We start from the raw sequence: 25,252 nt of genomic DNA, 5'->3' as shown, positions 1-25,252 counted from the left end.
TAATGCAGACTATTAAAGTAGTCATCGCAAACAGGCATAGATTATATCGTGAATGCATAAAGCGTGTATTGGAGTTGGAAATGGATATTTCGGTGGTGGGAGAGATATGCCGTGCTGAAGAGATGCGGGATGTTATTAGTTCCCTGCGCCCAGATGTCATTGTGTATGACGATGAGCTTCTGGATAAAGGTAGCATTGGACCCATCCCCGAACTCTCCAAAGAGTTTGCGCCCTTCAGGTGTGTTTTGTTGACTTCCAAAGAGAATAATTATCACGATAGATTGCAGAATCTGAGGAAGTCATGCATATATGGGTGTATACTGAAATCTTCCAATGCAGAGGATCTTTTGTCGGCAATTCGTAACGTGGCCAAGGCCGATCCTTATAATGATCCAAGATTTGAGACATACAAAAAACCTGTCTCGCTAATCGAGAAAGATACAGCTCAACTTGATCACCTTACTCCACGGGAGATGGAAGTCCTCTATTGGTTATCCCAGGGCTTTTCAAACCAGAACATCGCTAAGATAATGTTTTTGTCCGAAAAAACCGTTAAAAACCACGTCAGTCGCATTCTGAAGAAACTCGATTTTTCCGACAGAACGCAGGCCGCCGTTTTTGCGTGGAAGGCGGGGCTTGCTCAATACAGCCCCGACCAATTTTACGAAACCCTCGGCAAAACGCAGTAATTGTAATATTTGAGGGTGCAAACCTCTCTATCATTGTTCTTTCTTTTTCCAACGCGTACCTAGAGGAGTGTCTTCCAATATTATCCCTTTAGAGGCCAGTTCGTTCCGTATCGCATCTGCCCTTGCGAAATCCCGTTTTTTTCTCGCCGCCTCCCTTTCTTTTATGAGCCCTTCGATCTCACTGCTCGATAATGTTCCGGCAAACTCTTCTCCTATCGTATTTATTCCAATAACTCCTAATATGTTCTCAACGGTTTCAAAAAAATCCTTGGACTTGATCAAGGCCTGTTTATCTAGTGTCTCATTTTCCTTCAAATAATTATTCAGATCTCTGACGACTTCAAAGACCGCTCCCAACGCTCCGGCCGTATTGAAATCATCGTCCAGGGCGTTGCAAAACCTCTTGTAACCATTATTTACGACATCCTCGAGCCACGTATCGGGAGTATTTTTTTCTTGGCTTCGCTCCATATAAAACAAGAGATCGGAATAACAATTGCGAAGTCGCTGCAGGCTTTTTGTGGCCTGAATGAGAGAGTCCTCCGAGAAATCGAGGGGACTTCTGTAGTGGGCAGCCAATATGAAAAGCCTTACGGCCAAGGGTTGGAAGTTCTTCCTAATCTCGCGTACGGTGAGAATGTTGCCTAGAGATTTGGACATCTTTTCTTTGTTTATCAATAGATAACCATTGTGTATCCAGAATCTAACAAACTGTTTACCCGTTGCCGCCTCTGCTTGGGCAATTTCGTTTTCGTGATGCGGAAAGATTAGATCACTTCCTCCTCCGTGAATATCAATGGTATCACCTAAATATTTCATAGCCATGGCACTGCATTCTATGTGCCATCCCGGTCTTCCGTGACCCCAAGGACTGTCCCACCAGGGCTCGCCTTCCTTTTTGGCCTTCCATAGGACAAAATCAAGAGGGTGTCTTTTTCTTTCGTCAACTTCAATTCTTGCCCCTGCCTGGAGTTCTTCCAAGCTTTGACCGGACAACTTTCCATAATTGGGATAGCTTTTGACATCGAAGTAAACGTTACCGTCTATGATATAAGCATGCCCATTTTCTATAATGCGTGATATGAGCCGAATGATGTCGTCAATGTGCTCTGTAGCTTTTGGGTGTATTGTAGCTTGCCTTACTCCCAATGGTATAATGTCCTCGAAATAGGCCTCTATGAATTGTTCGGCTAGTTCTTTGACGGTTATTCCGAGTTGATTAGCTTTATTGATCATCTTGTCATCTATATCCGTGAAGTTTTGCACAAAAATGACCTCGAAACCCTTGTATTCCATGTATCGTCTCAGCGCATCGAAGACGACAAATGGTCTTGCGTTACCGATGTGTATGTAATCGTAAACGGTTGGGCCACAAACGTAAAAGCCGATTTTGCCCGGACTTACAGGAGCGAACTCCTCCTTACGTCGCGTAAGGTCGTTATATAATACTAAACCCATGTTGCTCTCTCCCTTCTTATATGACAAAATCCCAATAATAATCCTATAATAAGAACAAAGAATTAGGAAGCCCGGAGGTAGATGGAAAAATATAAGATGCCCAGAAAAAAAGAAGTCGAACAAAGCGTGCCAACTTATTTATCTGAAAAGGTAAGAAACCTTCCGAACAGGCCGGGGGTTTATATATTTCACGGCGAAGAAGACAAGATATTGTATGTTGGGAAGGCTAAGTCCCTGAAAAAAAGAGTTTCGTCATATTTTCGACATAATGGGTTTGCCTCCCCAAGATTGAGAAAGCTCGTGGAGCTAATCAGAGACATATCCTTCATAAGGACGGAAACGGAGGCAGAAGCCCTAATTGTTGAAGCCCGTTTGATAAAGCATTATCAACCTTTTTTCAATATAGAACTTAAAATGGGAGAACGTTATCCCTATATAAAAATTACCAGGGATCCCTACCCCAAAGTGGAGATAACCAGACATAAGACCGATGATGGCTCCACTTACTTCGGCCCCTATACAAGAGTAAAGGAACTTAGACAGGTCTTGAGACTTATGGAGCGTTATTTTCCTTTGAGAAACTGCAGTTTGAATTTGAAGGAAGCTCCCGTCCAAAGTCGACCCTGTCTCAGGTACAACATGGGTAAATGCCTTGGACCATGTGCGGGTCTTTGCACTCAAAGGGAATATCAGGAATTGGTCGATGATGTAATACTCTTCTTGAGGGGGCAAACAAGTGCACTGGTTGAAAGCCTCAGAAAGAAAATGAATGAAGCCGTGGAATCTCTTGCTTTTGAGAAGGCGGCCTTCTATAGAGATGCAATAAGGGCCCTTTGGCGTTTAAGCAGACAACAGATCTCTTTTGCCCTTCGAGATCCTTTGGATAAAGAGATTTGGAAAGCCCTCGAAAGGCTGCAGGAAATCTTGGGTATAGGCTCCCCCCTTTGGAGAATAGAAGGATGCGACATTTCCCATTTGTCTGGAAGGGAGACCTATGGAGTCTTTGTGGTTTTCGAACAGGGTATGCCAAATCCTTCTTTATATCGTCGTTATGTCATTAAAACGGTGGAGGGAATAGATGATTTTCGTTCAATTGAGGAAATAGTCCGAAGGCGATATTCGTCGCTCATAGAGAAAAACATGCCTTTGCCCCAACTTCTATTGGTAGATGGTGGCGCGCTACAGCTTTCTTTTGCTTTGAAGGCTTTAAACGAACTGGGAATAGAGAACATTTATGCAGTTGCTTTGGCCAAAGAGGAAGAAGAGCTTTATTTGCCCAACACCAGGAGTCCTCTGAAGCTCCCTTTGGATGACCCGGGGTTGAATCTTCTCAGAAGGATCAGAGATGAGGCTCACAGGTTTGCCCTTTCGTCGCACAACAACAAATTCAGTAAACGCTATAGTCGTTCGGCCCTGGAAGACATTCCCGGAGTGGGAAAAAGAAGAGCGGCAGCTCTTCTCGCTGCTTTTGGCAGCGTATCTCACATAGCTTCTAAAACTCCGGAGGAATTGGAAAGGGTAGACAATATCGGACCAAGGTTGGCAAGGCATATTCTTATGTATTTAAAAGGTGATAATGATAATGAAAGCATCGGAAAAAAGACAACATGAATATTATATGCGTATTGTGCTCAGCTTGGCCAGAAGGGGGACAGGCAGGACAAGCCCAAATCCGAGGGTCGGTTGTGTAGTTGTCAAGGACGATAAAATTGTTGGCATGGGTTTTCATAGATGCCCCGGATCTCCACATGCTGAGGTCATGGCCTTGTCAATGGCCAAGGATATGTCCAGAGGGGCAACGCTTTACGTAAATTTAGAACCGTGTATACATTATGGTCGCACCCCTCCCTGCGCTCCTTTGATAGTTGAAAAGGGAATAAAAAGGGTGTTCATTTCAACGGAAGACCCCTTTCCCAAGGTCAGGGGAAGAGGGGTTGAATATCTTCGTTCGCATGGTGTGGAGGTTGTCTCCGGCATGCTCAGCGATGAGGCGAGATGGCTGAACAGAGGTTTTTTAAAAGTATTTGAAGAGGGTAGGCCATGGATTACCTTGAAAGCTGCAATGAGTTTGGATGGCGATGTAGCTCTTTCGGACGGAAGCAGCCGTTGGATAACTGGGCCAAGCTCTCTCAAACGATCTCACTTGCTTCGTGCCGAAGCGGATGCCGTCCTCGTAGGAATAGGGACAATATTGAAAGATGACCCGGAGTTGACCGTAAGATATGTAGACGGAGAACACCCCCTTAAGATCATCTTGGATACACATTTAAGAATTCCTATCAACGCCAAGGTGTTTAAAGAGGGCGATGTTTTAGTGGTGACATCCAAAGGCTCCTCCCCTCAGAAGGTGGAGGAGATAATTTCGAGAGGGGCAGGGGTAATGCAGATTCCTACCGATTCCCGAGGGTTCCTGGATATAAAGGAAATGGTCTACAAGTTGCCCTCTATGGACGTGCACTATTTGCTGGTCGAGGGTGGGCCAAATGTGCTATCTTCTTTTTTTGATGCTAGGTTGTTCGATGAGATGGCTCTTTTCTACGCTCCCAAGATAATGGGCCGAGGGAAGGGCGCCTTTTCGGGATTATCCTTAATATCGATGTCCGAAATTCCCATTGGAAGGATACGGGGTATGAAGAAACTGGACGATGATCTCTTTTTGGAGGTCGATATGTAATGTTTACGGGCTTAGTCGAAACAATTGGCATAGTGTTGTCCCTGGATAGGCGTGGCGATGTAACGAACTTGACTATTGAAGCTCCAGAGATTTCAGGGGAACTTGCCCTAAACGAATCCGTTTCTGTCTCGGGTGCATGTTTAAGCGTCGTCAAAAGAGAACGCTCCTGTTTTGTAGCTGAAATGATGGGAGAAACAGTTACTGTAACCAAGTTGGGCATGTTAAAGCCCTTTGATAAAGTAAACTTAGAGAGGGCTTTAAAAGTAGGTGATCGCCTGGGTGGTCATATAGTGCTGGGTCATGTGGAAGGTGTTGGTTTTGTAAGCGGGATATCGAGGAAGACGGAGACTATCGTGTTGAGAGTTAAAGCCGACCCTTCTCTGATTCGTTATATTCTCCCAAAGGGATCCATTGCCGTCGATGGAGTTAGTTTGACGGTTATAGATGTTGAAGAAAATTTATTTACTGTTGGTGTCATTCCAAGCACGCTAAAGCTTACGACCCTTGGCGATCTCAAGGTAGGGGATATGGTGAATCTTGAAACGGATATAATAGGCAAATATATAGAACGGTTTTTAAGGGGTCCGCTTAGCGGTAGCGGAGAAAGACAAAAAAATGATTTAACATGGGAAAAATTAGCTCGTTACGGTTGGAGTTAATGGAAAATGGAAGGGGGAATGGAAAAAATGGCCCTGTCAGATGAGGTTTTCGCTTCACCGGAAGAAGCCATCGATCTTATCAAAGAGGGTAAGATGATAATTGTTGTAGACGACGAGGACAGAGAGAACGAAGGGGATTTGCTCATGGCGGCCTCGAAGGTTACGTCGGAGTCCATCAATTTTATGACCAAATACGGAAGGGGGTTGGTATGCGTTCCCCTGACGGAGGAAAGGGCAAGACAATTGGATTTAGAGCCCATGGTTACGCACAGCACGGACCCTCACGGCACAGCTTTTACCGTTTCCGTCGATGCGAAAAATGGTACAACGACGGGGATATCCGCTGAAGATAGAGCTGTCACTGCCCAACTCCTGGCGGATCCATGCGCTAAAAGCTCGGATTTTCGCCGTCCCGGCCATATGTTTCCCCTTATAGCCAGAAGGGGTGGAGTATTAAAAAGAGCTGGCCACACTGAAGCTGCGGTGGACTTGGCAAGACTTGCAGGTTTAGAGCCGGTTGGGGTAATATGCGAGATAATGAACGATGACGGCACCATGGCAAGGTTGCCCCAGTTAATTGAATTTGCCAAAAAATTCGGGCTCAAAATAACGACTATAAAGAGTTTAATACGCTATAGACACTTACGGGAGAAGCTCGTTGAGAGGGTTTCTACTGTGGATCTTCCCACCGAGTATGGTAAATTCGTTGCCCATGCCTATAGATGGATATTGGACGATGATCCTGACAGGTTGCATATAGCTCTTGTTAAAGGATATATAAAGGAAGACGATGAAGTGTTGGTGCGAGTTCATTCCGAATGTCTTACGGGAGATGTTTTTGGATCCTTGAGGTGCGATTGTGGGCCACAACTTCATAGGGCAATGCAGATGATAGAACAGGAAGGAAAAGGTATTGTGCTTTATATGCGACAAGAGGGCAGGGGAATAGGGTTATATAAAAAGCTGAAGGCATATGAACTTCAGGAAAAGGGATTGGATACTGTTGAGGCCAATATTAAGCTTGGAGTGAGCCCCGATTTAAGGGACTATGGCGTTGGCGCACAGATACTTTTCGATTTAGGGGTAAGAAAGCTGCGCCTAATGACTAATAATCCCAAAAAAGTTATTGGTTTAGAGGGATATGGCTTGGAGGTTATCGAGAGGGTACCTATCGAGGTAGAGCCAAACTCCTATAACTTAAATTATCTAAAGACTAAAAAAGAAAAACTGGGGCATCTATTTGATTGAATAGAAGACCGAGATCTATAACAATAACTTAGGAGGATGATGTCATGCGTGTTCTTCAGGGCAATCTTATAGGAGAAGGCCAAAGGGTAGCATTGGTGGCCTCTCGATTTAATGAGTTGATAACAAATAAATTAATCGAAGGGGCCAAGGATATTTTATTCAGGCACGGTGTCAGACCGCAGGATGTCGATTTATATTGGGTTCCCGGTGCTTGGGAGTTGCCCTTGATAGCCGAGGAACTGGCCCTATCGGGCGACTACGACGCAGTTGTCCCTTTAGGGGCAATTATTCGAGGAGATACTCCTCATTTCGATTACGTGGCCTCAGAGGTCTCGAAGGGCTTGGCAAAGATTGCACTGGAACAACGAATACCAGTTGTTTTTGGCGTGCTCACCTGCGACAATCTGGAGCAAGCCTTGCTCAGGGCAGGCAGCAAGGCCGGGAATAAGGGCGCAGAAGCTGCTTTGGCGGCTTTAGAAATGGTCAATTTGCTCTCTCAGATACGTAATCAGAAAGGTGGTACTCAAATTGCTTGATATCAAATGGATCAGAGAAAATCCGGATGAGGCAAGGAGGATGCTCCAAAACAGAGGCTACGAATATCCTCTTGATGAACTTTTAGATCTGGATTCTTTGCGCAGACAGAAGTTAATTGAGGTAGAGGGTTTAAAAGCAAAAAGGAACGAAGGATCCAAAGAGGTCGCTAAATTAAAATCTAAGGGCGAAGACCCCTCTGACTTGATGGAAGAAATAAGAAATATCAACGAAGACATCAAAGTCCTGGACAAAGAAGTTCAGGATATCGAAGAAAATCTTAGAGATTTATTGCTCCAGATCCCTAATAAGCCTCATGAATCCGTTCCTGTCGGCAAATCGGATGAAGATAATGTTGTAGTGCGTTCTGTGGGTGAACTGCCAAAGTTTGACTTTGAGCCCAAACCTCACTGGGAACTGGGCGAAAAGATGGGTTTGATGGATTTTGAGGCCGGCATAAAGTTGGCGGGAAGCAGGTTTACAGTATTGAAAGGATATGGAGCGCGTCTGGCTAGGGCGCTTATAAATTTCATGTTGGACTTGCACACGCGCGAACATGGCTACTTGGAATTTGAACCCCCTTTCCTCGTGAACTCGAAAACCATGACGGGAACGGGACAATTGCCAAAGTTTGCCAATGATCTGTACCATTGCGACAGCGATGACTTATGGCTGATTCCTACAGCCGAAGTCCCCCTTACCAATATGCACGCCGAAGAAATCTTGGATGAAGACGTATTGCCCCTTTATTATACTGCATACACGCCTTGTTTTAGAAGAGAAGCAGGCAGTCACGGTCGGGATGTGAGGGGCATGCTTCGACAACATCAATTTGATAAAGTAGAGCTTGTAAAAATATGCACGCCGGAGACGAGTTACGATGAATTGGAGAAGCTCACTCAAAATGCAGAAGAGGTGTTGAAAAGACTAGGACTTCCCTATCGCGTCGTATGTTTGTGTACCGGCGATATGGGATTTGCTGCCAGCAAGACCTATGACCTGGAGGTATGGTTGCCCTCTCAAAATACATACAGGGAAATCAGTTCTTGCAGTAATTGCGAAGACTTTCAAGCCAGACGCATGAATACGCGTTATAAACCTCGGGGTGCGAAGGGAACACGCTTCGTTCACACCTTAAATGGCTCAGGCATAGCCGTTGGCAGGTGTCTCATAGCGATAATGGAAAATTATCAGCAGGCCGATGGATCGATCAAAATCCCCGATGCATTGGTACCTTATATGAAAGGACTTACCGAGATACGGCACTTTCGCTAGCTAAGGAGTAAGTCCATTGGTGGGCATTGTCAAATGGTTCAGGTTTTCCTTTAGTGCGTATAAATAGGGCTTCTTCGTCATTATAGACAGAGTCCAGTTTAACGGGAAACATAAACTCACTGAAGTCAAGAAGTGGTTGTACATTTTCAACGAGATCGCGTGTCGCCTGTTCGGGAAGTCGGAAGCCGTCAGCGTAAAGTTTGTAATCTACCAAATATATCTTATCTTTATCGACTACTTCCAGTTTACCCGATAGCTTGACCAGCACGTTGAGTTTAAAAAGAAGCAGGGGTTGCTCGTAGACAGCAATGGCGACAATCTGGCCATCTCTCAAATCGAACTTGAAGTTGCTCCATTTTTTGTCCTTTAGTTCGTATTCTTTTAAAGCTTTATTTATGTCGTCCTCAAGCAATCGGGCTTCAAATGATACTTCTGCTACTTTTTGGGGGCGCAGTTTTTCATCCCATTTTGCTGGAGGGTTAAAGTATACGTCCTTTGCTTCGAGTGATATTTCATCGATCCTTAAACCTTCTAAAACTGCCCCCTTTAAGTTTACATACAAATGACCCACATATCCGTCATCCGTCGGTGGGTTGTCGACGATTATAATAGCTTGCTCTGGAGTAAGTTCTTTAGTGAAGGCCGTCGCAAGTTTTTCTACCGATGAACCGTAGGCTCGATTGAAGGGCAAAATAAGGGTTATTATCGAGCAGGCTAGACAAATCTTTAAAAAACTTCTAAATATTGAAGAAATTGTTTTTTTCTTTAACTTCATTCTATACACCGACCCTTTCATGATAAAATTAATAAACAAACCAGTCGAAGGAGGAGTGTATCTCAGATGGACACAGATTATCTCTTGATCGCAGTTACGGCTTTGGCTTGCTTGATCTTTGAAAAAATCACAAAAAGACGATTGACGACTGACCAATGGGATTATACAAGAGATATGCTTATGATTGCCAGCATGTCTTTATTGTCCCTTGTAATTGGGACAAAAACCTCCTCCATTATAATGGCTTTTGGGATTATTTTCGCAGTTGTGGCTACTGCGGAAAGGTTGTATTCTTCACCGTTTTGGCCTTTTTTGAAGATTGCCTTAGCTATAGCATTTGCCCTTGAGGGGCCGCGAATACAATTCATAACTTTGGGCAATGAAAATTTTTTCTATCTGTCTTCAGGTGTGGCAATAATTGCTACGGCGACTTGGTTGCTATTGTGCCAGACTTTTTTGTCAGAGGTCGATGAAATATCGGGATTATCAGGGCACCTGATGGCTATAACGTGGGTGCTTTTATGGGGTGTCAGTTTCTTTTTGGACCAAGGCTTAAAAGATTCTATGTGGATTTCCTTTGCCGGGATATCGCTCTGTCTTATATTTTGGAGTAGGATTGGCCATACTTATCGGAGGTTAGGCTATCCGTTGGTGTATTTTTGGTCTACCCTTATTGCCGGTACATCCCTCATAGGGGTTAGCAAGGGCGTTACTTTTGCGACTATTTTGCTGCCTCTGTCGCTATTTGCATTGCCGCTAATGGAAGCCTCTCTCGGTTTTGTTGGAAAGGCTTTTGCCGATAGTGCCCGCTGGAGAAATGTCTCTCTTTATGAAAAATTAGTGTCTCGAGGCATAGATCACCCTCAGGCTGTGAGGTTGGTCGCGGCTTTTTGTATGACCATAGGAACCTCGGTGGCTTTGTTTCAGCTTGTCCCATCGCCATGGGGGTTGAAAATATCAATGACCGTTCTTGCGGCAGGAATAGTGGCATTTCTGATTTATGTCGCAAAAAATGCTGCACCCAAGGATCAGCGCAGACCATCTTTATGGGGTATATTCGTCGATAACGTCTCTTTGGATTATGTCTTAAATAAAGTGATATTCTGGGCAAGTCAAGAAGATGATAAAAGTTACATGATCGTTACCCCCAATGCTTTAGTTGCCGAAAGATCGAGACACGATTATGAGCTTAGAGAAGCTGTAAAATCCGCCGATTTGTCTTTGCCGGATGGAATGGGGTTAGTCTGGGCATTTAGGTTATTGGGCGTGAGAATACAGCAACGAATAGCCGGCATCGATTTTATGAACGATTTGTGTGAAATGGCAGAAAACAGGGGTATGTCCATATTCTTACTGGGGGGCAGCAAAGATGTGGTCGAAAAGGCCTCGGCGCGCCTCAATGAAAGCTACCCAAACCTAAAAATAGCAGGTTTTCATCATGGCTACTTTTCTGAGGAGAGGGATTCTGATATTTGTAAATTGATCAACGAAAGCGGGGCCAAGATACTTTTCGTCGGCCTTGGGGTGCCCAAGCAGGAAATATGGATCTATCGAAACTTGAAGCATTTAAAGGGTGTAATTGCAATAGGGGTGGGCGGAAGTTTTGACGTGATCTCGGGACGTTTAAAGAGAGCTCCTGTTGCCTGGCAAAGATTGGGCTTAGAGTGGTTGTACCGGACGATACAGGAACCGTGGAGGCTAAAGCGCATAATGAGATTGCCCCTGTTCGTGGTATTGGTATTTTTGACAAAGTTGGGGTTATGCAATAGGAGGATGGATTAATGGCCATAAAAGCTCAAGAGGTGATGCAAAAAGATCTAACGGTTTTGTCGAAAGACGATTTGGTTATAGATGCCGTGAAAATGTTTTATATTCATAAAGTTACAGGCGTGCCAGTTATAGAAGGGAATTGGTATTTGGTTGGCTTTATCTCCGAAAGCGACATCTTGAAAGCGGCCCTCCCAACCTATCTTGAATCCATTACCTCATCGACATTTTTAAGCAATAATGGGGAATTATCCCTTTTTGACAAGATACATGATATCGGCCTGAGAAGAGTCGAAGAATTCATGACAAGAGAAGTCATAAGTGTAGACCCTTCTGCGAGTTTGATGAGCGTTGCGGATTTGATGATTCGAAAAAGGATCAAGAGGCTTCCTGTGGCAAAGGATGGGAAATATATTGGGATAATAGACAGAAGTGCTTTCTGCGAGTTTCTCATGGAGGGAGGGGTTTTGGGTGAACAGTAAGGATGGGGAAAAGGACGGAATCCACGGTGATTTAGCTGAAGAGTTGGAGTCCTTCAAAAATTTACTGGAAATTGAATATAAGCAGAGGATAGCCGAAGCGAACAAAACCAGAGAGGAAACCTTAAAGAAAATTCAGGAAATGTATGATAAGAGGATGGAGCTCTTCAGACAAAAGCTCAAAAAAGAAGAGGAGGCTCTTTTGCTTCAGGCTCGCGAGCTGGAAACAAAATATCAGGATTTGGCAAAGGATATGACGGGTAAAATAGATAAGCCCGGCCTAATAGATGCCATTATATCGGAAATATCGCAGGATTTATGGCCAAACCTTGACAGGGGAAGCGGAGAGGAAGGCAATATTGAGGATTGGAAAAGGGGTATGAATGAAATTTGATAGCAGAAATGATCCATCTCAAGATAATAGGCCTGCAAAGGGACAGCAAAGATTTGATAGAGCATATTCGTGACCTTGGGGTTTTTCACGTGGAAATCGAAGAGGCCGTCGAATACAGGCAAATAGCCGATGAACCAATGGTCGAAAAGATGAAATTTTTGCGGGCTGGCATATTGGGCCTTTTAGAAGATCTTGGTTGGAACGATTGGAGTAGCCTGCCCCAGGATCTCGTGGAATCTATAGGGAATGCTGTTCATCTAGATGATATGGCAGCCTTAGACGAAATAGAAAAAAGTCTAGTGGAATTTAAGGGGCGCCTATCTGAAATGGCTCACGAGATTAGGGCATTTGAGGAATCAATTTTTGCCCTTAAGCAGGTTCATTATATAGCTAACCATTTCTATAACTTTTTTACTGAGGAGAAAAAAAGAGGGAAAGCAATATCCTTTTGGCTGGTAGAAACTGGCAAGATAAGCGGGTTACTGAAAAAGCTTGAAAGGAAAATTCGTTCCGCGACTCCTGTTGTGGAAAGGCCTTATTTTAACCACAAGTTGCTTTCCCAGGGAGAAAACATCTCTATAATGGCCCTTAGTGTGAATCAGGATAAAATCTCTGCTGTTCATGAAATTATGGACGAATTCGGATGTATTTCCTACACTATGCCCAAGACAATTGTGGGTGAGTCTGCAATAGAATCCCCTATGGCGGCCCAAATGGAACTTAAGTGGTTGCCGGAGAGGTTGGAGCGAGCGAAGAAGACGCTGGATTCGACGAAAGAAGAGTGGGGTCCCCGTTTAGCGGCTTTATATATATTAATTGATGACAGGTTGGAGTCTTTAATTTTAGAAAATAGACTATCGAGCGAAGGGGAAATTTTTACCTTGACGGGATGGATACCGTCGTCGGAGTTCGAGAAGGTAAAATCATCGCTGAAAAATAGGTTTGGAGAGAGAGTTTTAATTACATGGAGATCACCCGAGCCGCGTGAATGGCCTAAAGTGCCCATTTTACTGGACAATCCAAGATGGGCCAAACCATTTGAACTGTTTCTTAAATTAATGCCCATGCCCGGCTATAAAAGTACGGATCCTACTGCCTTTATAGCCATATTTTTTCCTCTTTTTGCCGGTTGTATGATTGGCGATATTGGCTATGGCTTGATTTTTCTCCTTATCGGCTTGTTTAGCTTAAAGGCATTCAGGTGGAAAAATCCGATCCTTAAAGGCGTTTCGCAGATACTTATAAACATATCGGTAATGAGCATCATATGGGGATTCCTATATGGGGAATTTTTTGGTGATCTTGGCCACAGGTTATTTCATATGGAACCTCTATGGGTTGAGAGAACGCATGGCATCATTCCTGTCATGGTTTTTACCGTTTCTTTGGGTGTTGCGCACGTTATCTTAGGTTTGGCCTTGGGGGCATATGAAGGAGTCAAATACAAGAACAGACATCATACATATGAGCGATTGGGAACGTTGTTTACGCTGCTGGGGATCGTATTGTTTGTAGTCGGTTACTTTAATTTAATTGAGCTCAACCTGGTACCTTTTGTCGTTGCACTTCTGGTGACCGGCCTTGCATTATTGATTAAAGGAGGAAATCTGTCGGGATTTGTGGAAACCATTGGTTCTGTGGGTAACGTATTAAGTTATATAAGAATTGCGGCTATAGGTTTATCTTCTGCCATATTGGCTATGGTAGCGACAAAGTTCGTGGATGTGTTGGGAGTGACTTTTTTTGGAATTTTATTGGCCGTCCTGATACACTTGCTTAATTTAATAATAGCTATAGCTGGATCGGTATTGCACTCGGCCCGTTTACATTATGTCGAGTTTTTTGGTAAATTTTACGAAGGCAAAGGTAAGCAGTATAGACCTATTAAACGAAGGAGGGGAACCGCTTGGAGAAAGCCTTAATAGGGCTGGCTGCCGCGTTGGCAGTAGGGATTCCGGCCTTAGCTACAGCTTACGCTCAGGCGAAAATAGGAAGTGCCGGCGCTGCGACAGTTGCGGAGAAGCCCGAAACGTCTGCCATAATGATAATACTTGAGGCCATTCCTGAAACTATGGTAATATTAGGTTTTGTTGTAGCTATAATGCTGATATTGCAATTAGGATAAGAACCGAAGAGGCCGTCCATGGATTTAAACGAACTCAATAAATTTAAGGAAAACCTAAAATGGGAATATGATGAACGCATAAAGGACTATAAGCGACGGATAGAGGAAGAATTGGCCGATATAGCTGCCTCTAAAATGTTGAAACTTGAAAGGGAAATGGGTGAGATCGAAAAGCTTCATTCAAAGATAGTACAGGAGCGTTTGACCCTCTTTCGGCTTAAGGCAATTAAGTTGGGAAAGGATATAATAAACAGAGAAGCAAACGCACTTTTTTGTTCCATCGAAGAGAGGGTCAAACAAAGGACGGAAGATGCCAGAAAAGAACAATCACATTACGCCAAGATGCTAAAAGCCCTCATCGACGAAGCGGTTGAAGCAATATCAGACGATAAGATTACGGTTCAACTCTCTAGAGAGGAAGAGGGGATAGCTAAAGGTTTGTCGAAATTCTACAGCATTGTATTCGCTGGCAACTCCGACTTTTGGGGAGGGCCCATAGTGGTCGACGAAAAAGGTGAAAGAATTGTCGAAAATACAATCAAAAGTCGATTTGGGAAACTCACACCCCTCGTCCGACAAAGGATTGGGGAGATCATGTCTCCTCTTCTGGAGGAGATTGAGAGGGCATAGCGAAAATTATAGCTACTTATGTGCCGCCCTCAGAGCGAGGGCGGCCAGATTTTATAAATGGGATGAGCTGTGCGCCCTAGCTCGAGGCGACTTTAAGGCTTTGGAATCGGAATTTTTAGAGGGCCGTTACAGCGAAAGTTACCGTTCCCAGATACTTTCTTCGCTTTTTTCGCCCTTGCGCAAGATCGAGCTTGCAATAATGTTCGAGATAACAAAGCGTTTAAGATCAGCTCATTTAAAAGCAGAAGGGGAACCTCATGAATTGATGTCTGTAATATTAAGCAGGGGAGATCTTCATAACTTTCGCATAATTTTAAGACGATTTGCTAGCGATAGGAGCGGTCAGTCGGAGGAATACCTATGGCATTTATATGGGAATCTTTCAAGGGATTTTTTTAAGAACGTTTGGGAGGCAGATGACATTAGTTCAGCCAGAAAATGGATTTATTTGTATGGTGATCCCTATGGGATGATATTAGATGAGGCTTTGGTAACTTTGCAGAGCACGGGAAATTTAGTTAATGCCGAAAGAGTACTGCTATTAAATTATCTGAAATACCATCAGGACGTTATTTCTAAATATCAAAATAAGAACGGTGCAATAGCTAAAGAATTTTTGGGAAGGCTAGTTGATCTTTGGAACTTAAATCTTTGGATCCATGAAAGAGCCGGAATGCAGACGAAAGAAACTCGCGTAGGATATTTGCCAGGAGGATCGTGGATTGACGATAAAGTTTTGTCAAAGGCTAAAGTTATAACTGAAGCCGTACAGGGTACTCCATGGCGAAGGGCAATAAGCAAAGGGGCTTTTATGACGTTTCACGAATTTCAATGGCATCTCCAAAAGGAATTTTGGATATGGCAAGTATCGCTTTTTCGCAGGGATCCTCTCGGTTTCGAAGTTCCTTTTGGATATATTGCAAAAGCTTTGGCGGAGTGGAGCAACTTAAACATGATTGCCATAGGAATTGCCTTTGGTTTACATCCAGATGAAATCATAGGCCGGCTAATCCCTGTAAAGTGATCTTTTTGGGAGGAATTTTATTATTATGAAAGATATAACCGATGAATTCGAAGTAATCGCCTTAGGCAAGGAGATCTTTACTGATCTATGGAGATTATTCGGTTTCAGATCCGTAATATGCGAGAATCCCAATGATGTGTATTTGATATGGAGAGAACTCATGTCGGAGAATGTAGCTGTGATCGTCGTGGAGGAAGATTGGTTTGCCAGAATGCCACTAAGGCTTCGAATCTTAGCAGAACGCTCAGTTGCTCCTGCATGGGTAAAATTTCCAACGTTATTACGAGAAGGGGAGAGCCTAGTTGCAGGACAATAGGGGATATATTAAGGGAATTTCCGGTTCAGTCGTCACATCTACGTGTTTTGCCAATACCTCCATATATGAAGTTGTGTATGTAGGCAGCGAAAGGTTGCTTGGCGAAGTGGTACGCGTCAGAAGGGATGTCGCTGATATTCAAGTATATGAGGATACTACGGGCCTTCAAATTGGCGACCATACGATATTTACCGGAGAGTTGTTATCTATGAAGTTAGCCCCCGGGTTATTGGGACAGGTATTAGACGGCATAGGACGCCCTCTTGAAAGGCTTGGCAAAAAGTCGCCCTATATATCCAGAGGCACGCATATCGATGCCGTAGACGACAGCGAAAAGTGGTATTTTATACCCCGCCTGCAGAGGGGAGATGACGTTGGACCAGGGGATATATTGGGAGAAGTTGAAGAAAAGGGCATCAAACATTTTATAATGGCCCCCTTGGATTTTAGGGGCAAAGACAACACGATCAGTTGGATGGCACCGAAGGGCGAGTATGTTGTGGACGATGTAATATGTAAAATCGGTGAAACGACAGTTAAGATGTTTCAGCGGTGGAATATAAGAACACCCCGAAAGGTCGGCAGAAAACTCGATTTAGACAAGCCGTTGTTGACGGGGACTCGCATATTGGACGTTTTTTTTCCTCTCGCTTTGGGGGGAACAGCTGTGATTCCTGGTGGATTTGGGACGGGTAAAACAGTTACACAACAATCCATAGCAAGGTGGGCCAATGCGGACATAGTGATTTACATTGGCTGTGGGGAACGCGGTAACGAGATGACGGAAGTTCTCGAGGAGTTCCCTTCGTTAACGGATGTACGCAGGGGAATACCCCTGATGGACAGAATGATACTGATTGCAAATACGTCCAACATGCCTGTTGCCGCAAGGGAGGCAAGTATATACCTGGGAATGACAATCGCCGAATATTATCGCGATATGGGGTACAATGTGGCAATTATCGCGGATTCCATCAGCAGGTGGGCTGAAGCGTTGAGAGAAATTTCAGGCCGACTTGAAGAAATGCCGGGAGAAGAGGGATATCCCGCCTATTTAGCCTCTAGGTTGGCCCGTTACTATGAACGTGCCGGAAATGTGGTGCCCCTTGGCAGCCCTCAGCGCAACGGTTCAATATCCGTCATAAACGCTATATCACCCCCGGGAGGCGATTTTTCCGAGCCCGTTACGCAATCGGGGTTACGCCTTTCAGGGTGTTTCTGGGCTCTGGATAAGGGGCTGGCTACAAAAAGGCATTTTCCATCCATCAATTGGGCTCAAAGTTACTCTTTATATCACGAGAACCTAGATCGTTATTTTACAAGGGAAATATCCGAAGATTGGGTTCCCTTGCGAGAATTTGTTTTCAACATATTACATGACGGCAAGTCTTTGCAGGAGATGGTTCAGATCGTGGGCAGAGACGGGCTTACCGAGGAAGAAAAGTGGATACTTAAATTGTCGGAGCTGATAAACATATTCTATCTGCAGCAGAACGCCTTTGATCCGAACGACGCCTATTGTGATTCTGGCAGACAGCTTGTTATGTTAAACACTTTAAAGTTGTTAGATGAACAGATAAGAGGGGCTCTTAATAGCGGGGTGTTGTTCGAACAGATAGATTCTCAATTTGCTTTTGTTGCGGACTTAATGAAATTAAGATCTCAAAATACTGAAGATTACGAAAACAGCTTGACTTCATATATTAAAAAGCTGAAAGAGGAATTATCAGATCTTATATAGATGAAGGGTGTAGTGACGATGAAGCTTTTAAAAGAAGGTTACAAGACCGTTGAAAAGATAGCAGGGCCCCTTCTTTTTGTGAGCAAGGTTGCGAGAGGCGGTATAGGGGAAATAGTAAAGATAGAGTCCAACTTTGGAGAAGATTACGGTCAAATACTGCAAATTGTCGATGACCTATGCGTCATCCAGGTCTTTGGTGAAACGATGGGGCTAGCACCAAATAATACGGTAGTATGGCTAGAAAGGGATGTCGTAAAGATTCCTTTAGGTATAGCTCTTCAGGGGCGCATATTGAACGGCAGAGCAATGCCTATAGATGGAGAAGGTCCTATATCATGTATCGAAAAATGGGCCCCTATCCAGGGCAATGCGATAAATCCTTGGCGTCGCAAAAGCCCCCATGAATTTATTGAGACCGGGATATCGACAATTGATTTGATGAACACCTTAGTTAAAGGGCAAAAACTTCCCATTTTTACGGGGAGCGGATTACCGGCCGATAAATTAGCGGCCCAGATAGTAAAGTACGCTCGAACGCCTGCGACCTCTGCGGATTCGTCGCCATTTATGGTAGTATTTGCTGCTTTGGGTATAACGCAAAGGGAAGCATCTTATTTTAGGGAAGCCTTTCGTGAGAGCGGTGCAATATATAGAGGCGTTTTTTTCTTTAATCTGGCGGGAGACCCTTCAATAGAGAGGATATTAACCCCAAGAATGGCCTTGACAGTGGCAGAGTATTTTGCTTTTGAGAAGGGATACGATGTCCTTGTAGTTCTGACCGATATGTTACATTATTGTGAAGCCCTAAGGGAGATAAGTTCAGCACGAGAAGAAATACCGGGACGTAGGGGATTTCCTTCTTATATGTATTCTGATTTAGCAAGCATTTACGAGCGAGCAGGTTGTATATCAGGCATCAAAGGCAGCATTACACAAATACCTATCGTTACAATGCCAGATGATGATTTGACCCACCCCGTACCGGATTTGACAGGATATATAACCGAAGGGCAAATCGTCATGGACAGAGAACTTCACGGCAAAGGGATATATCCTCCCATAGATGTATTATCTAGTTTGAGCAGGTTAATGAACAAGGGTATAGGGGAGGGCTCGACCGTTCCGGAACATCGCGCCCTATCCGACCAGCTCTATGCAGCATATGGGCGTTTTAAGGATCTTGTCAGACTGAAAACCATTATTGGCGAAGAGGGACTCACGCCTACGGAGATGTCGTATTTAAGTTTCGGAGAGAAATTTGAATCTGAATTCGTAAATCAGGGGGAGAGACGTCGAAGCCTGGATGAAACATTGGAACATGCATGGAATTGTCTCCTGACTTTGCCCAAAGACGAACTTCATCGATTGCCTGTAAATCTCATAGATGAAGTAATGCTTAAAAGGGGAACAAAGGCATGAGCCGAAGGCCGCCGACCAGGGATCAATTGTTAGAGCTTAAACGAACAATTTCATCAATGAAAAAAGGGAAGGAGATCCTCGAGAAAAAAAGGGATGCCCTTTTGCAAATGATTGAAAGCGACAGGAAGAAATTCAGAGAGGTAAGGGAGACATTTTTAAAAAGTTGTGCAAAAATATATTCTTCCTATGCATTGGCCAGATTGCACGATGGAGAGGCTTCCATATCGCTCCTTGGAATAAGCATACCCTTAAATAAGGTTGATAGGAGCATTAATCAAGCGATGGGATGCAAATACCCTTCATTTTTTCCCAGTGGCGGGTTCCCGGCAACTTCACAACTTTACGATCCCATGTTATTTTCCCTTTATGTGGATTTACTGATACAAGATCTGGCGGAGGCCAAAGAACTGCTTTGGGAGTATATAAATTTACATGTAAAATTGAGATCGCTTGAGAGGGAGTTGAAAAAAACGCTTTTGAAGATAAACACTATGGAACAAAACCTTATACCACAGCTTGAAGCGGAAAGGCGGCAGATAATTTTTTACTTAAATGAAAGAGAAAGACAAGAACGCTTTGTCACGAAAAGTTGGATGAAAAAAAGAGAACTTAAAGGAGGTAATTAGTTGTGAATATGGACAAAATTATGAAACAAGCCCAGAAAATGCAAGCGCAGATGATGAAGATTCAAGAGGAACTCGCGAAGGAAGTTGTCGAAGGCGAAAGCGGAGGAGGAGTGGTAAAGGTAAAGTGCAACGGACAGGGCGATTTCCTTTCCATATCCATCGAACCGGATGTCGTCGATCCCGAAGACGTAGAGATGCTGGAAGATTTGATATTGGCGGCCATCAATGACGCTCAACGAAAGAGCAAGGAGTTGGCTAACGAAAGGCTCAGCAAGTTTGGCGCAGGTTTTGGCATGCCGGGGCTCATGTAGTTTTTGTGAAGCGGGTGACCTAATTGGCTTTGGCAAAGGCATTGGAGGATTTAATACGTCTATTTGAGAGATTTCCCGGAATTGGCGAGAAAAGCGCGAGGAGGATGGTGCTATTTTTATTACAGCAGCCCAAAAGCTTTTCCGAATCATTGGCTGAGTGTATTGCAAAATGCAATTCCTTGCTCCATCCCTGCAGCAGGTGTGGCAATATAACCGATGAGGATCCATGTTCTATATGTTGTGATCCCTTCAGGGATAAGTCGACCATATGTATCGTAGAATCGGTCGAGGATCTCATTACAATCGAACAGGCGGGCATATATAACGGACTTTACTTCGTATTGGGATCGCTATATTCTCCTTTAGACGATGAGGAAATAGCCCCTCAAGTTTTAGAGCGCTTGGTGAAAAGGGTTTCTGAAGAAGAGGTTAAGGAGGTCATATTAGCCTTTAGTCCCAAGGTCGAAGGAGAGTTAACCATGAATTTGATATCTAAGATCATGGAGCCCCTGCCCGTAACAGTTAGCAGATTATCGTATGGCCTACCTGTCGGTGGTAGTGTAAGTTTCGCTGATAGAACGACCCTGCACGCCGCCCTTGAAGCAAGGACATACATCAAAAGAGGCGAAGGCAGACAGTAAGAGGAGGTACGTTTATATGCAAGAAGGCATGGGACGACTTGTCAACATAATAGCTAGAACTATTCTCAGCATATTGGGCGTCATAGCAGGATATCAACTGGCACAATATCTATCATCCAGTTCCTGGTGGCCAACAAGTGCGTTGATATGGGACATGGCGATGTGGGGCTTTGTTATAATGATTCCCGCCCTTCTGGGCTATTTGCTTGCCCCCCTGTTCGTTCGCGGAATTGCCCGAATTGGCATCATATTCGAAAGATCTTTGCAGACTTTCGCATGGCAGGATTTGTTCGTTGCAATTTTAGGCTTAATTATAGGTTTGATTGTAGCAAATCTATTGGCCATGCCCCTATCTTCAATCCCGAATTTGGGATTTTATTTGGCAATTCTCTTGAATGTAGTATTAGGTTATGTGGGTTTGATCCTCTTTTTAAAAAGAAAAGATGAAATCATCAGCATGTGGTCGTCCTTTGAACTTCTAAGGGACAGGCTTCATTTAAAGGGCAAAAAAATGCGCGATGAGTTTAACCATGACAGCATTAAATTGCTTGATACGAGCGCGTTAATAGATGGCAGAATATTAGATATAGCAAGAGTCGGATTTATAGAAGGCGTTATGTGCATTCCCGGGTTTGTTTTGTTGGAACTCCAAGCAATTGCAGATTCGACGGATCCGTTAAGGAGGGCAAAGGGGAGAAGGGGAATGGAAGTTGTTGAGGAACTCCAAAAATTGCCCAACTTCAAGCTCGAAATATTAGAACAGCCTTTAAAAGAGCTGAAAGTTGATACTGTTGATGAGGGTTTGATCGAGCTGGCCAAAAAATTGAAGGCAAAGATAATTACTACGGATTATAATTTGAACAAAATTGCAAGCATACAGGGACTTGACGTTTTAAATGTTAACGATCTGGCCAATGCGCTTAAACCGGTTTTGATACCAGGTGAAACTCTTGAGGTAGATGTTATTAAAGAAGGAAAAGAACCCAATCAGGGAGTGGCTTATCTCACCGACGGGACGATGTTGGTAGTAGAAGATGGAGAAAAATACATTGGAAAAAGGGTTGAGGTAGTTATAACGTCATTATTACAAACCTCTGCCGGGAGAATGATATTCGGCAGAGTGAGACGAGTGACGGGCTGATGAATTTGAAAAATTGCTCTTTCGTGATTCTGGCTGCCGGAAAAGGCGCCAGGATGAACACCCCTTTTAAGCAATTTAGGCTTTTAGGAGGCATTCCTCTCTGGGCATGGGGGGTTAAGCTGGCGAGAAAACTTTACGACATGAACCTCATTTGTGAAGTGGTCGTAGTTTTTCCAAAGGACTACGATTTTTCTTCTCATGTAGAGGTTTTACAAGCTCATAAGATGCCTTTTAAGGCCATAAATGGCGGCGATACAAGGGCCATGTCTTCAATTTTAGGCGTCAAAGCTTCCGACGGCGATTACGTTCTCGTTCACGATGCAGCTCGTCCCCTAGCTTCGTCAAATTTGGTCAAAAAAGTTATATCGGCCCTATCTCCTGAAGCCGGTGTTATTCCCTTAATTCCCGTGAGGGATTCGTTAAAGAGGGTTTCCGAAGGAGGAGAAATCGTGCCAGTCTCTAGGGAGAACCTCTGGTGTACACAGACACCTCAGGCTTTTCCAAGAAGGGAGTTGATCTCGGTCATGGAGATGGTAGGAGATGGCGTATTTGACGAAGCAGAAGCATGGATAAAGACAGGACGTCACATTAATTTTGTCGAAGGCGAGCCGAGCAACGTGAAGATAACTTACGAAAGCGATTTCAAGCTTTGTCATAACATTGTTGAGGGCATGAGCCCCCTTAAGGTTGGCCACGGCTTTGATATTCATCCTTTACGCCCCTGGAGAAAACTCATTCTTGCAGGGGAATTCATTCCCAGTGCTCCTCTGGGGTTGGATGGCCACTCCGACGGCGATGTAATTTCTCATGCAGTGGCCGATGCTTTGTTGGGAGCTGCCGGAGAGCCGGATTTGGGGAGTCTATACCCTTCTTCCGATGAGCGGTACAAAAACGCTAATAGCCTTCTAATTCTCGAGGAAATAGCACACCTATTGTTCGAAAAAGCTTGGATCCTGATTTCTCTGGATGTGACATTGGAAGCACAGCTGCCTAAACTCGGATGTTATGTCGATACTTTTAAAACCAATCTCGAAAGGGCTTTGTCGGTTTTGACCTATAGGCGCTACGATATTGTAAATTTGAAGATAAAGTCCGGTGAAGGAGTGGGCGCCGTAGGAACAGCTCGTTGCATGCGTTGTCATGCCGTAGCTGCGATGAGGGGGGCGATGGAGTGGTAAAGGTGTTGAATAAAAGGTCTTTTTTATTGGCCTTGCTCATTTTGTGCTCCCTCCTGTTGCCAAAAAGAGCCATTGCCCTAAAGCCCTATACATGGGTCAGTAATGCGGGGACCTCCGTTAAATTATACGTTAATGGAAAGTTAGTTGCATCTGCGCCCGCAGAAATGGCTGATATGATATATTCGTCCAACGAAAAGCTCCAAAAACTCTTTGAAAGAAACAATAAAGGTCTGTACTTTAAAATAAACAAGCTCGAGGAGGATGTTTTTGTCATATCTTCCAAAAACGGGAAAGACATCTTTGCCGTAACTCCCGATATCGCTGAATATCACAATAGCACCCCGCAGTTGTTAGTAGGGATCTGGCTGTCAAACGTTTACGAAGCTCTTTACGGTTTGCACGATACAGCTATAAATAAAGATTATGTTACGGTTACATGGTATGGAGGCCCAAAGTGGGAAGGAAACAAAACAGCCAGCGGAGAGATTTTTTATAACTGGAAGCTGACTGCTGCCTCAAATGATCTTCCCTTCAATAGCATAGTGAAACTTCATAACCCGAAGAACAACAAGAGTATAATTGTTAGAATTAACGATCGTTGCGCTAAAAGCGGCATAATAGATGTGTCCAGGCTTGCCGCTGAACTGTTGGGCATAACCCGTAGAGGTGTTGCTAAATTAAGAATGGAGGTTCTTCACTTGCCGGAGTAATAACCAAAGAACAGAAAGGAGCATTCGCGTAATGAGCGTCAGAACACGTTTTGCCCCATCGCCTACCGGGAATTTACATATAGGTGGTGCAAGGACAGCTCTATTTAATTGGCTTTGGGCCAAAAAATGGAATGGAAAATTCGTGCTTCGTATCGAAGATACAGACAGAGACCGCTCTTCGCCTGAATTTGAAGAATCAATAAAAAGAGATTTAAAGTGGTTGGGATTGGAATGGGACGAAGGTCCGGATGTGGGGGGAGCCCACCTCCCATACAGGCAGAGCGAAAGGTTGTCTTTATACCTGGAAATTTTAAAAAAACTTAAAGAAACCGATTACGTATATCCCTGTTATTGTACGCCAGAAGAGCTTGAAGCAGAAAGAAAAGAGCAGCTATCCAGGGGCATGCCCCCGAGATATTCCGGAAAATGCAGAAATCTTACCGAAGAGGATCGAAAGATACTAGAAAGGGAGGGAAGGGTTCCCTCATGGCGTTTCAAGGTCCCGCAGAGGGATGGAAGGATAGAATTTCATGACGAAGTTCACGGTACTTATGCTTTGTCTTATAGCGAAGTTGGAGATTTCATCGTGATGCGTTCCGATGGAATTCCCACCTATCTTTTTGCTGCAGTGGTAGACGACCATTTTATGGAGATAACCCATGTAATTAGGGGTGACGAGCACCTTCCGAATACAACAAGACAACTGCTCCTGTTTAAGGCCCTTTCGTGGCAACCTCCATCCTTTGCTCACATTCCAATGATACTCTCCAGAGAAGGCAGGAAATTGAGCAAAAGGGAGGGGGCCGAAAGTATCGACGATCTTAGGCAAAGGGGCTATCTCCCGGAAGCGGTGAGGGCTTATTTAGCAACATTAAGTTGGGCGGTTGAAGGCGAGGATTTTCTGTTTGATCTTAACGAAATGGCTAAGCGATTTGAACTTTCCTCAATATCGAGATCTTCTCCAATACATGACGAGGAAAGATTGAGATGGTGGGGGAGTGAAGCCATCAAAAGAAAGGATTTGAAATGGCTGGCAGATGTAATCGTAAAAATGACCAGTGAGGGCGGCTTGCCCGTTAGGATTACTACCGAGGAGCTGGCTATGCTGCTCCCTGAAGCTTTATCGGGTCAAGCCACTATTGTAGAGCTGTTAGAAAGCCTAAATTGGTTGTTTCACAGGCCTCAAGTTCATGAAGCAGTTCCTCCCTGGATGAGGGATTTAAAAGCGGAACTTTCTAAATTAGATGACTGGAATAAAGCTAAAATCGAGGATAAGCTCAGGGCTTTTCAGAAAAGGCTTGGTTTGAAAGCCAGGGAATTTTTTCATCCGTTGCGAATTTTCGTTACAGGTAGAATTTCGGGCCCCCCTCTGCCGCTAATCATGGAAGTCTTGGGCAAAGAGGAAGTCATATCAAGATTAGTAGATTAAAATTAAAGG

The 25,252-nt window shown here is 44.1% G+C and carries 26 protein-coding genes; 24 read left to right on the top strand and 2 right to left on the bottom strand.

All coding sequences use genetic code 11. The annotated features are described in order from the left end of the window. The first annotated feature begins 2 nt into the window (after positions 1 to 2). The gene (locus B3N34_RS05445; RefSeq protein ID WP_286975576.1) at positions 3 to 689 is read left to right on the top strand and encodes a response regulator transcription factor; all 687 of its coding nucleotides are present in this window, start codon (positions 3 to 5) and stop codon (positions 687 to 689) included. 30 nt (positions 690 to 719) lie between these two features. On the opposite strand, the gene cysS is transcribed toward B3N34_RS05445, so the two are convergent. After that, positions 720 to 2,147, bottom strand: a complete 1,428-nt coding sequence (gene cysS / locus B3N34_RS05440) for a cysteine--tRNA ligase (protein WP_286975575.1) — start codon at positions 2,145 to 2,147, stop codon at positions 720 to 722. Between the two features lie 96 nt (positions 2,148 to 2,243). On the opposite strand from cysS, the gene B3N34_RS05435 reads away from it, so the two are divergent. Genes B3N34_RS05435 through serS form a run of 6 tightly spaced genes read left to right on the top strand, consistent with a single transcriptional unit; the run spans position 2,244 to position 8,537 of the window. Then, positions 2,244 to 3,758 carry an excinuclease ABC subunit UvrC gene (locus tag B3N34_RS05435; RefSeq protein ID WP_286975691.1) on the top strand — a complete coding sequence of 505 codons (1,515 nt, stop codon included), beginning with the start codon at positions 2,244 to 2,246 and terminating at the stop codon, positions 3,756 to 3,758. Next, positions 3,730 to 4,821, top strand: coding sequence for a bifunctional diaminohydroxyphosphoribosylaminopyrimidine deaminase/5-amino-6-(5-phosphoribosylamino)uracil reductase RibD (ribD, locus tag B3N34_RS05430; protein ID WP_286975573.1), 1,092 nt, complete (start codon positions 3,730 to 3,732; stop codon positions 4,819 to 4,821). Before B3N34_RS05435 ends, ribD begins: the two co-directional genes overlap by 29 nt. Further along, entirely contained in the window at positions 4,821 to 5,480 is a 660-nt protein-coding gene (locus B3N34_RS05425) for a riboflavin synthase (RefSeq protein ID WP_286975571.1), read from the top strand. The genes ribD and B3N34_RS05425 overlap by 1 nt, the downstream gene beginning before the upstream one ends. 27 nt (positions 5,481 to 5,507) lie before the next feature. Continuing rightward, positions 5,508 to 6,728: a bifunctional 3,4-dihydroxy-2-butanone-4-phosphate synthase/GTP cyclohydrolase II gene (locus B3N34_RS05420; protein WP_286975569.1), complete on the top strand. Its 1,221-nt coding sequence runs from the start codon at positions 5,508 to 5,510 to the stop codon at positions 6,726 to 6,728. A gap of 44 nt (positions 6,729 to 6,772) precedes the next feature. After that, the gene (gene ribE, locus B3N34_RS05415) at positions 6,773 to 7,264 is read left to right on the top strand and encodes a 6,7-dimethyl-8-ribityllumazine synthase (protein WP_273002339.1); all 492 of its coding nucleotides are present in this window, start codon (positions 6,773 to 6,775) and stop codon (positions 7,262 to 7,264) included. Beyond that, the gene (gene serS / locus B3N34_RS05410) at positions 7,257 to 8,537 is read left to right on the top strand and encodes a serine--tRNA ligase (RefSeq protein WP_273002338.1); all 1,281 of its coding nucleotides are present in this window, start codon (positions 7,257 to 7,259) and stop codon (positions 8,535 to 8,537) included. The genes ribE and serS overlap by 8 nt, the downstream gene beginning before the upstream one ends. Here serS and B3N34_RS05405 read toward each other — a convergent pair. Next, on the bottom strand, positions 8,512 to 9,312 hold the full coding sequence (locus tag B3N34_RS05405) for a DUF2993 domain-containing protein (protein ID WP_273002337.1): 801 nt from the start codon (positions 9,310 to 9,312) through the stop codon (positions 8,512 to 8,514). The two genes, serS and B3N34_RS05405, sit on opposite strands and share 26 nt — an antisense overlap. Positions 9,313 to 9,378: 66 nt before the next feature. Between B3N34_RS05405 and B3N34_RS05400 the strand changes: the two genes are divergently transcribed. The 17 genes from B3N34_RS05400 to gltX are packed head-to-tail and all read left to right on the top strand — an operon-like array spanning position 9,379 to position 25,243. Further along, the gene (locus B3N34_RS05400) at positions 9,379 to 11,094 is read left to right on the top strand and encodes a WecB/TagA/CpsF family glycosyltransferase (protein ID WP_286975566.1); all 1,716 of its coding nucleotides are present in this window, start codon (positions 9,379 to 9,381) and stop codon (positions 11,092 to 11,094) included. Next, positions 11,094 to 11,561, top strand: coding sequence for a CBS domain-containing protein (locus B3N34_RS05395; RefSeq protein WP_213697846.1), 468 nt, complete (start codon positions 11,094 to 11,096; stop codon positions 11,559 to 11,561). Before B3N34_RS05400 ends, B3N34_RS05395 begins: the two co-directional genes overlap by 1 nt. Continuing rightward, complete coding sequence (locus tag B3N34_RS05390) at positions 11,551 to 11,952, top strand: hypothetical protein (RefSeq protein WP_213697847.1); 402 nt, start codon at positions 11,551 to 11,553, stop codon at positions 11,950 to 11,952. Before B3N34_RS05395 ends, B3N34_RS05390 begins: the two co-directional genes overlap by 11 nt. After that, positions 11,949 to 13,874, top strand: coding sequence for a V-type ATP synthase subunit I (locus tag B3N34_RS05385; protein ID WP_273002333.1), 1,926 nt, complete (start codon positions 11,949 to 11,951; stop codon positions 13,872 to 13,874). Before B3N34_RS05390 ends, B3N34_RS05385 begins: the two co-directional genes overlap by 4 nt. Next, complete coding sequence (locus B3N34_RS05380) at positions 13,859 to 14,077, top strand: ATPase (protein WP_009201143.1); 219 nt, start codon at positions 13,859 to 13,861, stop codon at positions 14,075 to 14,077. Before B3N34_RS05385 ends, B3N34_RS05380 begins: the two co-directional genes overlap by 16 nt. Before the next feature lie 18 nt (positions 14,078 to 14,095). After that, positions 14,096 to 14,707, top strand: coding sequence for a V-type ATP synthase subunit E family protein (locus B3N34_RS05375; RefSeq protein WP_286975561.1), 612 nt, complete (start codon positions 14,096 to 14,098; stop codon positions 14,705 to 14,707). Next, the gene (locus B3N34_RS05370; RefSeq protein WP_213697849.1) at positions 14,694 to 15,731 is read left to right on the top strand and encodes a V-type ATPase subunit; all 1,038 of its coding nucleotides are present in this window, start codon (positions 14,694 to 14,696) and stop codon (positions 15,729 to 15,731) included. The genes B3N34_RS05375 and B3N34_RS05370 overlap by 14 nt, the downstream gene beginning before the upstream one ends. A gap of 25 nt (positions 15,732 to 15,756) precedes the next feature. After that, positions 15,757 to 16,047 carry a V-type ATP synthase subunit F gene (locus tag B3N34_RS05365; RefSeq protein ID WP_009201140.1) on the top strand — a complete coding sequence of 97 codons (291 nt, stop codon included), beginning with the start codon at positions 15,757 to 15,759 and terminating at the stop codon, positions 16,045 to 16,047. Continuing rightward, complete coding sequence (locus B3N34_RS05360; RefSeq protein WP_286975557.1) at positions 16,034 to 17,788, top strand: V-type ATP synthase subunit A; 1,755 nt, start codon at positions 16,034 to 16,036, stop codon at positions 17,786 to 17,788. The genes B3N34_RS05365 and B3N34_RS05360 overlap by 14 nt, the downstream gene beginning before the upstream one ends. Before the next feature lie 18 nt (positions 17,789 to 17,806). After that, the gene (locus tag B3N34_RS05355; protein ID WP_286975554.1) at positions 17,807 to 19,207 is read left to right on the top strand and encodes a V-type ATP synthase subunit B; all 1,401 of its coding nucleotides are present in this window, start codon (positions 17,807 to 17,809) and stop codon (positions 19,205 to 19,207) included. Further along, positions 19,204 to 19,833: a V-type ATP synthase subunit D gene (locus B3N34_RS05350; protein ID WP_213697852.1), complete on the top strand. Its 630-nt coding sequence runs from the start codon at positions 19,204 to 19,206 to the stop codon at positions 19,831 to 19,833. The genes B3N34_RS05355 and B3N34_RS05350 overlap by 4 nt, the downstream gene beginning before the upstream one ends. Positions 19,834 to 19,841: 8 nt before the next feature. Beyond that, a complete protein-coding gene (locus B3N34_RS05345) occupies positions 19,842 to 20,144 on the top strand; it encodes a YbaB/EbfC family nucleoid-associated protein (RefSeq protein ID WP_273003235.1) in 303 nt (100 codons plus the stop codon). Between the two features lie 23 nt (positions 20,145 to 20,167). Continuing rightward, entirely contained in the window at positions 20,168 to 20,785 is a 618-nt protein-coding gene (gene recR / locus B3N34_RS05340) for a recombination mediator RecR (protein WP_057940952.1), read from the top strand. A gap of 16 nt (positions 20,786 to 20,801) precedes the next feature. Continuing rightward, positions 20,802 to 21,926, top strand: coding sequence for a PIN/TRAM domain-containing protein (locus B3N34_RS05335; RefSeq protein WP_213697855.1), 1,125 nt, complete (start codon positions 20,802 to 20,804; stop codon positions 21,924 to 21,926). After that, the gene (ispF, locus tag B3N34_RS05330) at positions 21,926 to 23,104 is read left to right on the top strand and encodes a 2-C-methyl-D-erythritol 2,4-cyclodiphosphate synthase (RefSeq protein WP_273003231.1); all 1,179 of its coding nucleotides are present in this window, start codon (positions 21,926 to 21,928) and stop codon (positions 23,102 to 23,104) included. The genes B3N34_RS05335 and ispF overlap by 1 nt, the downstream gene beginning before the upstream one ends. Beyond that, on the top strand, positions 23,098 to 23,814 hold the full coding sequence (locus B3N34_RS05325; RefSeq protein ID WP_213697857.1) for a septal ring lytic transglycosylase RlpA family protein: 717 nt from the start codon (positions 23,098 to 23,100) through the stop codon (positions 23,812 to 23,814). The genes ispF and B3N34_RS05325 overlap by 7 nt, the downstream gene beginning before the upstream one ends. 31 nt (positions 23,815 to 23,845) lie before the next feature. Beyond that, positions 23,846 to 25,243 (top strand): glutamate--tRNA ligase, encoded by a 1,398-nt coding sequence (gene gltX, locus B3N34_RS05320; protein WP_286975548.1) that lies wholly within the window; start codon positions 23,846 to 23,848, stop codon positions 25,241 to 25,243. The last annotated feature ends 9 nt before the right edge of the window (positions 25,244 to 25,252 follow it).

The sequence above is a fragment of the Acetomicrobium sp. UBA5826 genome (genome assembly GCF_002433005.1).
In the GTDB taxonomy this organism is placed as follows: domain Bacteria; phylum Synergistota; class Synergistia; order Synergistales; family Acetomicrobiaceae; genus Acetomicrobium.
Note: the sequence above shows the minus strand (reverse complement) of the source record. Positions and strands in the feature narration are given on the sequence as shown.